At 44.8% G+C, this 14,229-nt stretch carries 11 protein-coding genes; 2 read left to right on the forward strand and 9 right to left on the reverse strand.

The window, feature by feature from the left end:
- Positions 1–28 precede the first annotated feature (28 nt).
- From MKX62_RS04370 to MKX62_RS04390, 5 genes are all read right to left on the reverse strand, one after another.
- Entirely contained in the window at positions 29–3,307 is a 3,279-nt protein-coding gene (locus MKX62_RS04370) for an S-layer homology domain-containing protein (protein WP_340740878.1), read from the reverse strand.
- A gap of 973 nt (positions 3,308–4,280) precedes the next feature.
- The gene (locus MKX62_RS04375) at positions 4,281–4,997 is read right to left on the reverse strand and encodes a WecB/TagA/CpsF family glycosyltransferase (RefSeq protein ID WP_340740879.1); all 717 of its coding nucleotides are present in this window, start codon (positions 4,995–4,997) and stop codon (positions 4,281–4,283) included.
- Entirely contained in the window at positions 4,994–6,286 is a 1,293-nt protein-coding gene (locus tag MKX62_RS04380) for a nucleotide sugar dehydrogenase (RefSeq protein WP_340742545.1), read from the reverse strand. Before MKX62_RS04380 ends, MKX62_RS04375 begins: the two co-directional genes overlap by 4 nt.
- Positions 6,287–6,455: 169 nt before the next feature.
- Positions 6,456–7,652, reverse strand: a complete 1,197-nt coding sequence (locus MKX62_RS04385; protein WP_340740880.1) for a S41 family peptidase — start codon at positions 7,650–7,652, stop codon at positions 6,456–6,458.
- 131 nt (positions 7,653–7,783) lie between these two features.
- Complete coding sequence (locus MKX62_RS04390) at positions 7,784–8,860, reverse strand: CAP and S-layer homology domain-containing protein (protein ID WP_340740881.1); 1,077 nt, start codon at positions 8,858–8,860, stop codon at positions 7,784–7,786.
- A gap of 251 nt (positions 8,861–9,111) precedes the next feature.
- Here MKX62_RS04390 and MKX62_RS04395 point away from each other — a divergent pair, with 251 nt between their 5' ends.
- Complete coding sequence (locus MKX62_RS04395; RefSeq protein ID WP_222617994.1) at positions 9,112–9,219, forward strand: putative holin-like toxin; 108 nt, start codon at positions 9,112–9,114, stop codon at positions 9,217–9,219.
- Positions 9,220–9,398: 179 nt separating this feature from the next.
- Here the strand turns inward: MKX62_RS04395 and MKX62_RS04400 are convergent, their stop codons facing one another.
- From MKX62_RS04400 to MKX62_RS04405, 3 genes are all read right to left on the reverse strand, one after another.
- Positions 9,399–10,595, reverse strand: a complete 1,197-nt coding sequence (locus MKX62_RS04400; RefSeq protein ID WP_340740882.1) for an aminotransferase class I/II-fold pyridoxal phosphate-dependent enzyme — start codon at positions 10,593–10,595, stop codon at positions 9,399–9,401.
- 528 nt (positions 10,596–11,123) lie between these two features.
- Entirely contained in the window at positions 11,124–11,213 is a 90-nt protein-coding gene (locus tag MKX62_RS24415) for a putative holin-like toxin (RefSeq protein ID WP_222617995.1), read from the reverse strand.
- Between the two features lie 385 nt (positions 11,214–11,598).
- Positions 11,599–12,519 (reverse strand): nuclease-related domain-containing protein, encoded by a 921-nt coding sequence (locus MKX62_RS04405; RefSeq protein ID WP_340740883.1) that lies wholly within the window; start codon positions 12,517–12,519, stop codon positions 11,599–11,601.
- A 141-nt stretch (positions 12,520–12,660) separates the two neighbouring features.
- Here MKX62_RS04405 and MKX62_RS04410 point away from each other — a divergent pair, with 141 nt between their 5' ends.
- A complete protein-coding gene (locus tag MKX62_RS04410; RefSeq protein WP_340740884.1) occupies positions 12,661–12,918 on the forward strand; it encodes a hypothetical protein in 258 nt (85 codons plus the stop codon).
- A gap of 172 nt (positions 12,919–13,090) precedes the next feature.
- Here MKX62_RS04410 and MKX62_RS04415 read toward each other — a convergent pair whose 3' ends face one another.
- Positions 13,091–14,017: a DMT family transporter gene (locus MKX62_RS04415; RefSeq protein ID WP_340740885.1), complete on the reverse strand. Its 927-nt coding sequence runs from the start codon at positions 14,015–14,017 to the stop codon at positions 13,091–13,093.
- Positions 14,018–14,229 lie beyond the last annotated feature (212 nt).

Here is a 14,229-nt window from a genome sequence, read left to right on the forward strand (position 1 = left end):
TACATTTATTGCTATTTATACTTGATACTTAGTTCTTAGTGATGATACCAGCTTCAACTTGAGCTTTTGTATGCTTAGTGCTGTCTACTTGACCGCTGAATACGTTAGCATTGAATCTGTTTTTAGTCAATTCGTACTTCACGCCACCGATATCGATTGTGTAAGAAGTAGCATTTTGAAGTGCAGCTGGAAGCTTACTAAGTTCTAATACAACGCCATATTTATCAACGTCAGTATTATCTTGGATTTCATAAGCACCCGTTAGTGATGATAGAGTTACATTTGTATTTACTGCTTCAACTTTAACAGTCACAGTTGCAGTTGTAGTCAATTTACCGTCAGTCACATTTACTGTAACTTCCGCAGTTCCTACAGTTGTTCCTGGAGTAATAACAAGTTTGTTATCTGTAACTGTTGCAGATGCTACAGTTGCATTATCAGAAGTAGCTGTGCCAACAAGTGACAATACTAGGTCTTTATTACTTGTTGCAAGTTCACTTGCAGTAAATGTTAATGCATCAGCACCAACTACCACTGTACGAGCTACTGTTTTAGCTGTCAGTGTTGGTTCAGGTACAACTACCGCTGTATCTTTAGGTCCTGTAGTACCACTAACTTGTTCAACGATATAGAACGTTGTCACGCCGTCTTTGACTTCGCGAGTAACAGTTACTTTACCTTTTTTCAATTCTTTGATGAAGTCTTCAGCTGTTGCGATTGGAGTGTTCCCAACACCTTTGTAAACATAGCCTGAACCAGTGTATGATACTGGGTCTTTACCTACGAATACAAGTTCTTCGTCTTTCGAATTGTAAGATTCAACATCGCCAGTGTAAAGTGCAGAAACTGCTTTTGTTGCTGCGAATGTAGCTGTTGCTTCTTTCGCTGTGAATGCGTAGTCTTTGCCATCAGTATCTTTTGCGATACCTGTTGCAACTACACGCACTGATGCGTTTTTGTCTTGAGTCGGTCTTACAACCAAGTCAGTGTTCGGAGTCTCATACGTAACTGTATAGCTACGGTTTGGAGAGATAATTTGATTTCCAACAATCACATCGTTCGCACCAGTATTGAAGATTGTGTATGATACTTTGTTGATAGATGTGTTCGCCACTGTTTTATTACTTTGGTTCACAAGAGAAGCTTTGAATGTAGCAGATTCGCTACCTTTGAAATCGCTAGTTGTTGCTTTGCCGTCCTTGTAAACTTTCAATGCTGCGCCATCAAGATATGCCGGTTTGAAGTAAGAGATTGCAGCGAGTGTTTTCGGCTCTCCTTCATCCAATTTACCTTCAACAGCATTCGGAGTGTTAACATCGATCCAAGCAACTGGTGTCGCGTAGTCGTTGTCTTTATCGCTTCCGATTACGAACGAAGCTTCACCTTTAGCGTTTGTTTTAACAGAGATTTGTTTCGCTGTATCGCCTACAGCGCTAGTTGGGTGATATTGTTGAGTATCGTCAGAATTCACTTTAATGAATTTCGCTTCTGTATTTGTAGCAATTACACGGTCAAGGTCTTCGTTGAACGCTACGTTGACTACTTCATTAGCAGCAAGTTTACCATCTTTGTCTTTTACAACAACGTTGTACTTACGTCCGTTAGAAGAATTCAACGCTGCAGTCTCTCCACCATCACGAGCTACATCAATTACGTAATCTGCTTGTACTGCAGCGAATTTCACTTTAGCAGCTTTTGCTTGTAGGTCTGAAGCTTCATATTTGAAGTCCTTAACTACATTACCGTTAACAACAGTGTTATTTGCTTCAAATACGATAGGTGTAACTTCAGTGTTTGTTCCTGAAACAGTAAATGTAGCTTCACCTTTTGAGTCAGTTGTAATCTGTGTTGCAACTGGAGCTGAGTTATTGCTTAACTGAACTGGCTGTACACCATTTACAGTAGCGTTAGAAATCTTATCAGCTGTTACATTCAAGTTCTCTAAGAAAGAAACATTTAGATTTTGACCTGTAGCTGGGTTTCCAGTAGTAGCATTTTTAAATGTAACTTTGTACGTTTTGTTAGCGCCATTGTTAATTGTTGATCCTGTAGTAACTTCTTCAACTGCAAGGATAGTGTCAACGCCCCAGAAAACATACCCAAGGCTACGTACAGTTGGTGCACCAGTTGGATAAGCAACAACTGAGTCAGTACCCGCTGCGTATTGTGTATAAGAGAATGTTGCAATACCGTCTGCATTTGTTAGTGTTTCAAACACTTGGTCTTTGTTAAGTGTTCCGATTGTGTTTGCTTTCACGTTGAACGTTACAGGAATACCTGCTTGTTTAACGCCTACATCAGCAGAAAGGATTGCTTGTGCTCCAACTTTACCTTGAACAGACTGTGTAGTAATATCGATTTTCGTAGGAATTACTGAAGAAATACCGCTGAATGAACCAATAGCTTTTTCATTCAATGTTACTGTGTATTTCTCTCCGCCTTTTTGAACAGCAGTTGTAAGAACTACTACTTTGTCATCAGATTGTTTAACAGCAGCGTTAGAAACTGTTAAACCGTCGATTTTGAAGTTAAGAGAGTTAAGGTTTTCAACTTTCTCTTTGAAAGCAACTTCAACAGTTGTAGCGTTAACAGCTTTAATATCTGCAGATCCTACAATTCCAGATGTAACATCAGAGAAGTCCGTTTTTGTTGTTTTGTAAAGGAATGTAGCGAACTGTCCACGAGTAGTTGTTTCCTTAGGATTGAACGCTGGTGCAGCCGGGTTCGTGATGTTGAAGAAATCAAGAACGTCGATTGCTGGACGTGCTTCAGCTTTCGCTTTTCCTAGATCAGTAACGTCTTTTTTGAAATCTTGTCCTGCAACATAAGTTGTAAGATCGATTTCATGAACACGGTCAAATGCGCGAACAAGAACGACTGCCATGTTTTCACGAGTGATGTTTCCAGTAGGATCTAGTTTACCGTCTGGAGTTCCTACGAATACGCCGTTGTCTTTAACAACTGCAGCAAATTTCAGAAGCTCATCGTTAGATGTAGACTTAAGATCTGCGAAACGTGGGTTTGTTTTGTAATCTGTTGGTACTACTGACCCTTCAGATACAAGCCATTTACCCATCAATTTCACAACGTCAGAACGAGTCAACGTTTTGTTTGGTAAGAATGTACCGTCTTGGTATCCAGAGATAACGCCTGCATCAGAAAGAGCGTTGATCGCTTCTTCGTGCGTGTTACCTTTCGTATCTTTGAAATCTGCCGCGCTTGCGATTGGTGCTACTGCGGATGCTACTAGTGCTGCTGATGCAGCCCCTACTAAAAATTTGCTGTACTTAGATGGTTGGTTAGCCATTGAATAATTTCCTCCTCTTAGATAGAAAATAAATTTGTGTCAACTACTTCCACGGCAAAATGAAAGATAGAAGTCATTACAGATTAAAGTATAGATAATTACGACAAGGATGTCAATTACAAGTTAGTAATATAGTAAATCCCTTTGGGAAACAATACTAGATTCCTGAGCCGCTTCTACCATTCTATCGCATATCTGATATATATCAAGTATTTTACGGATTTTGCTTCCAAGTTACAGAACCATTTCAATTGTTAGTGTCTAGTTACTGCTGATTATGTATTTGGAATTCCTTGCGTAGTCTTAAGTCTTTTCGGCTTACCTATGCGTGTTTAAGTGGGACTTATATGATTTTCTTGGTCCACATAAACTTCAAATCCTTTTAATTTCTTCTGTTTTGAATTTATGGCGGAAAATGGTTTTCTTTCCAAACGGGGAGGATTGTCATTCATGGTTCCTAAAAAAAGTGTCCTACACATTTTCGGGATCTAGTTCTAGAAATCCGATGCTTGGGAACTTTGGGTAGCAGTACTGGCACCAGGGACTTGAATGGCGCCTTTCGCTTTTCTATGGTGTCTAGTTCCAGCGCCTAGCCCCTCGAGTCGCTTCAGTTTTGAATCAATGGCAAAATGCGCCATTGCTTTCAAACCCTCCAGCGCTTGTCGGGGCTGAGCAGGCGCTTCCACCTTTCAAGCATGTCTAGACTTCAGGCGTCAGATGCTCGGGTCATAAGTCAGCCCTACTCTGTGGCCAAGTACGCCACGACGTAGTTCTGTCTTATGCCTGCCGCATCTAAGACGACGTCTTTCGCTTTTCGGACACAAAAAAACTCGAACAGATGGGAACTGTTCGAGTTTTTTTGTGTGGTCAACCAACCAATTTCGATCTGCATGGCGTTTGTTATATATGTTATAGAGGAAATTATCCTTACACTTTAGTATTCTAGCACCTCTTTTAAAAGAATACAAGAGTGTCAACTTCTTTTTTGTTTGAAAACTTCAAATAAGAATTTTGGTAGATTCATTTGCCTTTTGAGGCGACTAGGCTCTTTCAATAGACGATACAGCCACTCCGCTCCCATTCTTTGAAATGCGGCGGGTGCTCGCTTGACGTTACCTGCAAGGACGTCGAATGAACCACCAACGCCTTGGTACAACATTGGGTATAGGTTGTCCCGGTGTTGTTCAATCCATTGCTCTTGTTTTGGAGAACCCATCGCAACGAATAGGATATCGGGCTTGGCCTTATTGATAGTTTCTAAGACTTTACTAGTGTCTGATTCATAGCCGTCCTGTGTTCCCGCCACGATAAGATTTGGATAGGTTTGTTTTAGTTGTTGCGCCGCCTTATCAGCAACACCTGGTTTCGCCCCATATAGGAAAACCGCACGTCCAGTACGTGCTGCTTCCCTAACAATGCGGTCCATCATGTCAATTCCAGTAATGCGTGACGAGATACTGCCTTTTTTTAATTTAGACGCAATGATAACGCCAATGCCGTCCGGGATTTGGAACTCCGCTCTGTTAAGAAGCGCTTTTAGTCCCGGGTCTTCTTTTGCTTTCATCAACTTTTCCGGGTTGATGGCTACGACGAGTGATTTCTTCTTGTCTTCGATGTTGCGGAAGACTTTCGGTATTAACTCGTCGTAGTTTTCGGTATTGACTTGAACGCCAAGAATGGTCTCTTTCATATAGAAGAAAGTCCTTTGTTCTTGCCATCGCCGAGCTTAAAGAAACGGAATCCGGCTTGTTCCCACTTGTCACGGTTGAGTGCGTTTTTTGTATCGAGTACGAGTGGCTTGGTGTCGCCAGTGTTCACTGTTTCCGGATTGAGGTTTTTAAATTCCGTATGATCCGTCGTCAGGATAATCAGGTCGACGTCTTGAAGCGCTTCGCCTAGTGATGCGCGTTGTGTCGGGTGTTGCAGTTCTTTGATATGTGGATCGAATGACGTTACTTGCAGATTCAAGTTTTGTAGTTCTTTAATAACTACCGTCGAAGGGCTTTCTCGTAAATCGTCAACGTCGGCTTTGAATGCAAGACCTAGTACTGCGACGTTACCGCCCTGAATGCCATGCTGTTCAAGAAGTGCTTGTGCTTTTTGCGCTGTGAATTTCGGCATGCCGTTGTTCGTCAGGCGTGACTTCTTAATGATGTCGGAGTTTTCCGGGCTTAATTCCACCAAGAACCAAGGATCTACTGCGATACAATGTCCGCCTACACCAGGTCCTGGCGTATGGATGTTAACGCGCGGGTGGAAGTTGGCAAAGCGGATAGCTTCCCATATGTCGACGTCGATTGTTTCAGCGATTTTTGCGAGTTCATTGGCAAACGCGATGTTAACGTCGCGATACGTGTTTTCCATTACTTTGACGAGTTCCGCTGTTGTTGCGTCAGTTAGGTGGATTTCCCCTTGGACGAATGTTTGGTATAGCTCTTTTGTCATCTCAGCGGATTCAGGCGTGATGCCGCCGACGATGCGGTCGTTGTTAATGAGTTCTTCGAAGATCTTGCCTGGAATAACGCGCTCTGGTGAGTGTGAGACGAATAGTTCTACGCCTAGTTCTAGGTTTGACTTGCGAAGCTCAGGCAACATAACGTTTTCTACTGTTTTTGGTGGCACAGTTGATTCGAGAATAACCAGTGCCCCTTTTTTTAGGTAAGGAACGATTGACGCTGTTGCTTTACGGATGTACTCCAAGTTTGCTGTGTTGTCTGGATTGATTGGCGATGGGACGGCCACGATGTAGACGTCTGCTTCGACAGGTTGCGTTGAAACCGTGAAGTACCCTTTGTCGATTGCTTCTTCCAGACGCTCTTGAAGTCCGTTCTCTTCTATATGAAGTTGTTTGTTTGCGATCATGTTAACTGCTTTTTCGTTAACGTCCATGCCGTGTACGCGGACGCCACTGTTGGCGAACATTACTGCTGTTGGTAGGCCTATGTAGCCTAGTCCGATGACGCATATATTTTTATTCATAGTGGATTTCATAGTAATTTTCCTCTTTTCTAGGAGTTCTTGATGGCGGTTCAATGTGAAGCCAACTGCTGTCACAATGTGAATGTGCTAAATGGTGTCAGTAACTGGCACCGGACAGCTCGTTGATTATAACACATTCGGTGTTTAGGTTGCTAGGCGCTAGCGTACATCAGCTGGCGCTTTTGACGGTTATTGGGACGTATGTGCCTTGTTTAACCGTGCGACCATTGGTATTTTTCAAACCCGGGTGGATGATGAGTTCATAGGAAGCGCCGGGTTGCAGGTTTTTGTTAGGAACAATTTCAATTGTGTTATTGGCCTTTTGGTTGATGGTGATTGGGACGGCTACGCCGCCTACTTTAACTAGTTCTATATTATTGGACGTCTGTGCGTTGTTAAAGTTCATTGGCTGTGTAAATTGGATAGTCATTTTTTTAGTCGTTGGTACATTGTCGAGATTGTCGATTTTTTTGTAGTGCTTGTTGCTGAATGACTCGTTGAGGAGCCGCTGATGGATGTCTATCAGTTCTTTGTTCGATTCGGTTTTGATGCTAGGTTGGATACCCTTTTTATGGACAAGCGTTCCTTTGGGTCCCGTGAAGTGCCCGATTGTCAGTTTGAGTGCACTACCGTCATTGAATTCAAAGAAGGATTGGACACTGCCCTTCCCTTTCGTCGTCTCACCTACTATGGTAGCGGCTTGCTGATCGATGAGGGACGCAGCGACGATTTCAGATGCAGATGCGGAATAGCGATTGACGAGCACATATGATTGTTTCGGGAATTTCGTTTTGGTTGGTATCGGTTTAATCATTTTGTTGCCTTCGCGTGTAGATAGGTAGTAAGCGTTTGTCACGCCTTGGTAAAAGCCGAGAAGCTGTTCGGCACTGTCGACGTAGCCACCGCCGTTATAGCGCAGGTCGACGATGAGTCCGGTTGCTCCATTTTTTTTGAGCTTCGTCCAGTGTGCTTCCACTTGCTTGCCCAGGTCGGCGGAAAACGTGGCGATTTTTATGTAACCGATGTTGCCGTAGAGCATGGATGATGTGATTGGGTGCTCTGGTTTTGCTGGTGATTTAGTCGGTGTTGTTGCTGCTACGTTTTGGATTGACGATGGTTGGTGTTCATCCACAGCAACGGCCGATAGATAGGTACGGTATTCCCCGGCGGACATGTAGCGCGAGTATTCGTCGAGTGAGTTGACGATTTCGTCTACGTTTTTCATGGTGTTGAGGTTTTTAGGGACGTCACCATAGTAGTAGGTCTCGACGAAGAATTTGACGTCGTCGAGTGTACTTGCTTGGGCGATTGGTGTAAATAGGAACAGGGTTATGATGGCGATGAATGCTGTTTGGATTTTTTTCAATGTGGTGAGTCCCCTTTCACGGGTATGTTCTCTTTTATTATAACCTATACCCAGTTTTGAAGTTTGTAAGATGGTTGGATTTGGTATTTTGTTGTTTAGTTTGGTGGAAATGTTGTTTGGTTAGTGTATTTTTATTTTTGTGTATAGAGTTGGACCCAGTACGGTTTTCCTTTGTCGTCGGTTGCATAACCAGTACCGACGTGTGTGAAGTTGTTGTTTGCGATATTGGCGCGGTGAGTTGGCGAGATCATCCATTCTTTGACGACTGATTCGGGTGCGATGTAGCCTCTTGCGATATTTTCACCGTATGCGGTCCATTTGTAGTTGAACTTCTTCAGCATTTCATCGACAGTGCCATATGTTGGTGATTTGTGGTCGAAGTAGTTATTTTTCGCCATGTCTTGTGCTTTGGCTTTAGCGATTGCTGAGAGGTCAGCGTCGAGAATGAGTTCTTTTACGCCTAGCTGTTTCCGCTGTTTGTTGACAAGTTCAACGGTTTTGAGGGAGTTGTCTTGATCGTCTATTACTGGCGGCATTGGATCAGGCTTGGATTTGTCCATATACATGCTGCGGGCTTTGTCATAGTAGATGACGCCTTTTTCGCGTTCAAGTTCGAATTTGGTGGTGCGGTCGATGAATGCCGCCATGTGCGCGCGGGTGACGATATCGTTTGGCTTGTACATACCGCCTGGCGGTGTTGTTGTGATGCCGAGTTCGGCGAGTGTTGTGATGTAACCGTAGTTTTGGTTGAGCTTAATGACGTCTTGGAATTTGATAAGGTCATTGTCGTCTACGATTATTTTATAGCCTAGTGTGAGTATTTTGGCCATTTGCGCACGGGTGAGTGGCTCGTTCGGGCGGAATTTGTCCCCGTCGGTGAAGATGCCACGTTCGGTGAGTGCGCGGATGTGGTCGTATGCGCCATGGGCTGGGCTGACGTCTTGGAAACTTGGTTTGAATGCGGCTGTCGGTTTGGCGTTGATGGCTAGCGCGACGACTTTTGCGGCTTGGGCTCGGGTGACGGGCTCATTGACGCGGTAGGTTCCGTCTGGATAGCCGTTGATGAGGCCGCGGGTGGAGATGTTGTTGATGGCTTTGTGTGCCCAGTGTGCGGTTGGCACGTCTGTAAATGTGGCAGCTTGTGCGGCTGGTTGGAATGCGATTAGTAGAGTTGCTGAGAGTAGTAGGGTTGGGATGTGTTTTTTCATGGTAGTGCCTCCTTTTTCTATTATTATACTATGTTTTGCGGGGGTATTGAGAGGTTTGTTGTTTGGTTGAAAAAGTTTAAAGCCCCTTGCTGGTGGCGAGGGGCTTGTTTTTATTGATTTCTTAGTAATCGATTGATGGATTTTTGTTGTCGCAGGATAGAACAAACGTTCTTTTTGTGTTATGATAGAGTTGGTAATTGCATATGAAGTGTGGGCGGTTGGTCACTTCCATGAGAATGGAGGTGATGCCAATGTCGACTTACGAATCGATAAATTTGCTAATTCAGCTTTGCACTGTAATGTTAGCAGCCTTTACAATTGTAGTCACATTGATCATTTTCTTCGTAAAAAAGAAATAACCGTCCCCCGCTGATAAGGTATGACGGTTATTTCTGTCTAAAACCGGATCAACCGCTCTTCTTGCGGTTTGCAGTTGCTAGGCCGAGTGTTAGCGCACTCGGTCTTTTTTATGTTATGCGTTTCTAAAGACATTATACCTTTATTCGGTGATTGTTTCAAGAATGGTACTTTTTATTGATTACAATAACGGTGGATTTGGAACTATGTGGCGTTCTTTGTTGCGCCAGTTGGTTATCCAGGTTTCGAGTCGGTCCATGGCGATTTCGAGTTGGTCGAATGCGTAGGCGTAGGAAATTCGTATGTGGCCTTCGCCGAATGGTGTGAAGGCGGTGCCTGGTACGACGGCGATTCGGGCTTCATCGAGCAAAGTATGGGCGAATTGTTCGGATGTTAGGTTGAACTCTTTAATAGAAGGAAAGATGTAGAATGCGCCACCCGGTTTAACTGTCGGAAGGCCCATGTTAGAGAGCCGGGTGTAGATGTAGTCGCGGCGTAGGATATAGTCCGGGTTCATTGCCGCAGGCGTGTGTTGGCATTCGGTTAGTGCGCAGATCGCTGCGTGTTGGGATGGGACGCCTGCGCAGATGGTGTTATAGGCGTGCACTTTGACGGCTTGTTGCATCCATTTTTCGGCGGCGAGCAGGAAACCGATGCGCCAGCCTGTCATGGAATGGGATTTGGACAGGCCATGGATGAGGAATAGTTTGTCTTTCAGATCAGGGTACTCAGCGAAAGAGCGGTGTTCTCCTTGGTAACTGTTTTCGCTGTAGATTTCGTCCGAGATGATGAAGATGTCGTGATTGGCGAGTGTTGCGGCGAGTTCGTCCATCGTTTCGCGTGGGATGGTGACGCCGGTTGGATTGGATGGATAGTTGAAGACGATTGCTTTTGTTTTGGGCGTGATGAGCTTTTCTAGTTGGGTTGGATCCGGGATGAAGTTGGTTGTTGTTGTGTCGAGATAGATGGGTGTGGCGCCGGCGAGTGTGATGAGCGGTTCGTAGCCGGTGTAGATGGGTGCGGGTACGATGACCTCGTCTCCATTATCGAGAATCGTGCGGAATACAGTGTCCATTGCTTGGCTGGCGCCGGTTGTGATGATGATTTCGGTTTGTGGGTTGTAGGTGAAGCTGTATTTATTGGTGAAGAAGGTGGATACGACTTGCCGGAGTTCGAGGAGACCGGCGTTGTGTGAGTAGGTAGTTTTGTTGTCGTCGATTGCTTTGTGGGCGGCTTTTTTGATGGGTTCGGGTGTTGGAAAGTCGGGTTGGCCGATGGTTAGATTGATGGCATCGGGGTAGTTTATGAGCTGGTTTGAGATTTTGCGGATGCCGGATGGTTCTATTTGTTGGACGCGCGGGTTGATGGTGAGTGACATGGTGGTTCCCCCTTTTTGATTGGTGGGTAGTAGTATATGCGGGATGTGGGGGGATGATTTTTGGGTGTTGTTTGGTGTTGAGGGGGTGTTGTTTGGTTGGATGGGAATGTTGTGATGTTTCGGCGGGATGTTGTTTAGTTGGATCGGAGTGTTGTGATGTTTCGACGGGATGTTGTTTAGTTTGATTGGAGTGTTGCGATGTTTCGGCGGGATGTTGTTTAGTTGGATTGGAGTGTTGTGATATTTGTTTGATTCGTTGTGAACTCTTGGATTTGATTGGCCAAGACTTTTTCCAACCGTCTTTTTGCCCGCTAAAGACTTCCCTTTCTTCTGCTTTTCAAGTTATTTCTTGGTTCTGGTTCTTGAAGTCTTCTGCAGCATACTGTATATTGAGAGTAGATCTAGTAAAGAATAAAAAGGACCGCTTGACGTGTCGAGCGTCAAACGGTCAGCAATAGCTAGGTTCCCTATAAGGGGATCAGCCCATCTGGAGTAGTAACCCATCTGAGCCTCTAACTCAAGGATGGGTTATTTTTTATTTTTATGGTCAAATGAGAGTATTAACACGATTAATGTTGCAAAAGCTACTGCGAACATTAGCGCCTCGAATACTGACATTGGCACCACCCCGGGCCCACAGGATGTGGGTCATGCAGACATTGCCGCAGGACGCGGCGATTTTAGTCTGCCTTCCTTAACTATACGGGAGTGGGCTGACCACCCTTGAGCTACCTATTCTATTGTTCTCTTATTGTACCATACGTATGTTCTTGAATCGCTATTGTATTTTATCTTTTATTGAACTTCCCTTTCTATATTTGGAGGATGTTTCTTAGTTTTTCGATAGCGTTGTTTAGTTTTCGTTTGATGTTGTCTTGTTGGACGGGAATGTTGTTTAGTTTGGCGGGGGCGTTGTTTACTTTCTTGGATACGTTGTGGAGTTTTGGGTTTGATTTGTATATAAAGGTAGCCGCCCGGTGGAGAGGGCGGCTTTTTTTTGTTGTTATTTATGCATGGGAAATTTGTAGTCCCAGGTGTAGATGGTTCTTGGTGGTGTGCCTTTTCGGTTGAGTCGCAGCTGGCGGAATATGATGCTGGCGGCGGATTTTGAGTTTAATTTGAGAAATTGGCGGAGCTGTTTGTTTGTGAGTGTTGGGCTGATGAGCAGGTACCAGTCGGCGACGGCTTGTTCGAGTGCACCTTTGTTGGGTTTTCCGCAAGGGTTGCAAATCCATGTGCGGCCTTGGGTTCTTGGCATGATGGTGTTACAGTCTGGACAAAGGACACCTTTTTTTAACTCGAATAGTGAGATGTTGTGTTTTTCGCTAGCGGGAATGCGTTTCCATTTGACTTGGTTTGTGTAAAGTTGGTTGGCAATTGTTGCGATTTGGCGCGGCGTGAGTTCGTCTGGAATGTCCGGGAGTCCTCGGATATATCTGGGTAGCTGTTTGGCGAATTTGAGCGGTGTGGATACGGGCATTTTGGGGATTTCGGTCCGCTGATTTGCCATTACTAGGATTGGTTCTACGGGTAAATCGATTTGTTTTTGGTTGAGCCATTTTTCGACGGCGTACGTAGCGCGGTCTAGCTGATGAATGATGCAGTCGAATTTTTCGATTGCGCCGTCGCCAGAGATTTTGGTAGTTTTTCCGGATGCTTCGTCGAACAGGACGGTGCCAGCGTAATTTTTGATTTCCAATAGGATTGCGCGTTTTGGGGTTAGGATTAGAGTGTCTAGCTGGACGCGGAAATTGGGGTTGATGTCCACGGTTATGTTTTTCATGATGGCGGAACCTTTGGGGAAGTCGATTTCGTTGAGGATACGGTCGACTTTAAGTTCGCCGGAATAGCCGGATTTCGTCTGGTATAGTTTGTTGCTGATTGTTTTGTACTGCTGGTGGTTGTCAGGGAGCCGGGCGAGCAATCGTTTAAGGGGTATGAGATCGTCCGGCGGTTGGCGTTTTGTGTAGATAGGGATTCACTCCTTTCGGTGGTCTGAATATTCTTTGTTCAGTCGTAGAATAGCAGGTTTTTGGTGAGGTGGCAAGGGGTTTGGCGGGAGTGTTTGTTTGGTTTAGTTGTTATGTTGCTTACTTTTTGGGATGTGTTGTTTAGTTTGATTGGTATGTTGTTTTGTTGGATCGGTATGTTGCTTAGTTTGTTTGATATGTTGCTTAGTTGGATCGGTATGTTGCTTAGTTGGATCGGTACGTTGTTTAGTTGGATCGGTACGTTGTTTAGTTGGATCGGTACGTTGTTTAGTTGGATCGATGTGTTGTTTAGTTTCGTTGATTGGTTGCTTAGTCTTTCGGATACGTTGTGAACTTCTTTATTTTATTCGGGACTGCCCTTTTCTAATTAGCTTTTGACTTCTACTTTTAGAGTTGAAGGGCATAAAGGAAGCCATCCGGTGGTCCGGATGGCTGATTGGGTGGTGATTGTTTATTCAAAAGAAAGGTCTCTTAATCTAGAATGTAAACGGCGGGTTTAGGAGACTAGACAACGTTTTTATCAATCTTCTCAACTTTGCGTGCACGACGTTTTTTCCATAGATCTTCTGCGGCGCCGGATCCTAGTATAACGCCGGCAATGATGAGGGCTAGGCCGATGAGATGGCGATAGGTGATGATTTCGCCAAGGAATAGTGCTGAGCCGATTAGGGAGAACATGGTGTTGAAGTTGATGAAGATGGCGGCTTTGGCTGGGCCGACTTTTCCGACTGCGTAGTTGTAGAGCATGTGTCCGACAGCTGTGCCGATGATGGCGCTTGCTGCGAAACCGAGCCAAAACATGGGTGGTACGGTGGCAAATGCTTTGATTTCACCGGGTTCTTGAATCAGGCTAATGATGAGTAGTACCGCGCTGCCGACTACCATCATATAAGCGGTCATGATACGTGGATCCAGTGTTTTTGCTGCTTTTGCGATGACTAGGAATGACAGTACTTGAGCGGCGATTGAAATGAAGATGAAGCTATCACCGAGCGCGAGACCGCCAATTCCCCCGCCTGCTAAAACGACGGAACTGACGCCGCCTAGGCCGACTAAGAAACCAAGCCATTGCACTTTAGACGGGTAATTCCGCATGATAAGTGCGACGGAGATCGCCGTCAGGACTGGGCCTGTTCCGAGTATCAGTCCCGCGTTTGTGCCGGTCGTGCGAACAAGTCCCATGTTCAGGAAATAATGATGGAGAACGACATTGAGCATCGCGCCTCCTATGATGTATTTCCATTCATTTTTTGTTGGCAGGCGAAGCATTTTGAACGCTGCCAGAATGATGAATACCGTGATGCCTGCGAGCAGGATACGGAATGTTGTCATGGTAACTGGTCCGACATATATGAGCAGATATTTGAGGAGTGGCAGGTTAAATCCCCAGATAAGCATTGCGGTAGTGAGGAGTGCGTAGATTCTCCACATGGGGCAGTCCCCTCCTTTAGTTGGTGATTTGGTGATGATTGGTTGTTGGAAATACTGTAGGGTAAGATGGCAACTTTTTACTAGAAGTAAACAACGTTTATTGGGTACTTCGCAACGTTATTTCTTATGTGACGGGTTTGATGATGCTTAAGTATACACCTTTTAAAGCGCGGTAGTAGCCGCCTAAGTAATTCTTATGCGGGTTCGATGAA

Source organism: Sporosarcina sp. FSL K6-5500 (assembly GCF_038005665.1).
GTDB classification, from domain to species: domain Bacteria; phylum Bacillota; class Bacilli; order Bacillales_A; family Planococcaceae; genus Sporosarcina; species Sporosarcina psychrophila.

What these genes read in the sequence shown, in the direction of transcription:
- MKX62_RS04395 (WP_222617994.1), top strand. Translation starts at nt 9,112, where the DNA reads ATGTCGACTTACGAATCGATAAATTTGCTAATTCAGCTTTGCACTGTA.
- MKX62_RS04370 (WP_340740878.1), bottom strand. Translation starts at nt 3,307, where the DNA reads ATGGCTAACCAACCATCTAAGTACAGCAAATTTTTAGTAGGGGCTGCA.
- MKX62_RS04415 (WP_340740885.1), bottom strand. Translation starts at nt 14,017, where the DNA reads ATGTGGAGAATCTACGCACTCCTCACTACCGCAATGCTTATCTGGGGA.
- MKX62_RS04380 (WP_340742545.1), bottom strand. Translation starts at nt 6,286, where the DNA reads ATGAATAAAAATATATGCGTCATCGGACTAGGCTACATAGGCCTACCA.
- MKX62_RS04375 (WP_340740879.1), bottom strand. Translation starts at nt 4,997, where the DNA reads ATGAAAGAGACCATTCTTGGCGTTCAAGTCAATACCGAAAACTACGAC.
- MKX62_RS24415 (WP_222617995.1), bottom strand. Translation starts at nt 11,213, where the DNA reads ATGTCAGTATTCGAGGCGCTAATGTTCGCAGTAGCTTTTGCAACATTA.
- MKX62_RS04400 (WP_340740882.1), bottom strand. Translation starts at nt 10,595, where the DNA reads ATGTCACTCACCATCAACCCGCGCGTCCAACAAATAGAACCATCCGGC.
- MKX62_RS04390 (WP_340740881.1), bottom strand. Translation starts at nt 8,860, where the DNA reads ATGAAAAAACACATCCCAACCCTACTACTCTCAGCAACTCTACTAATC.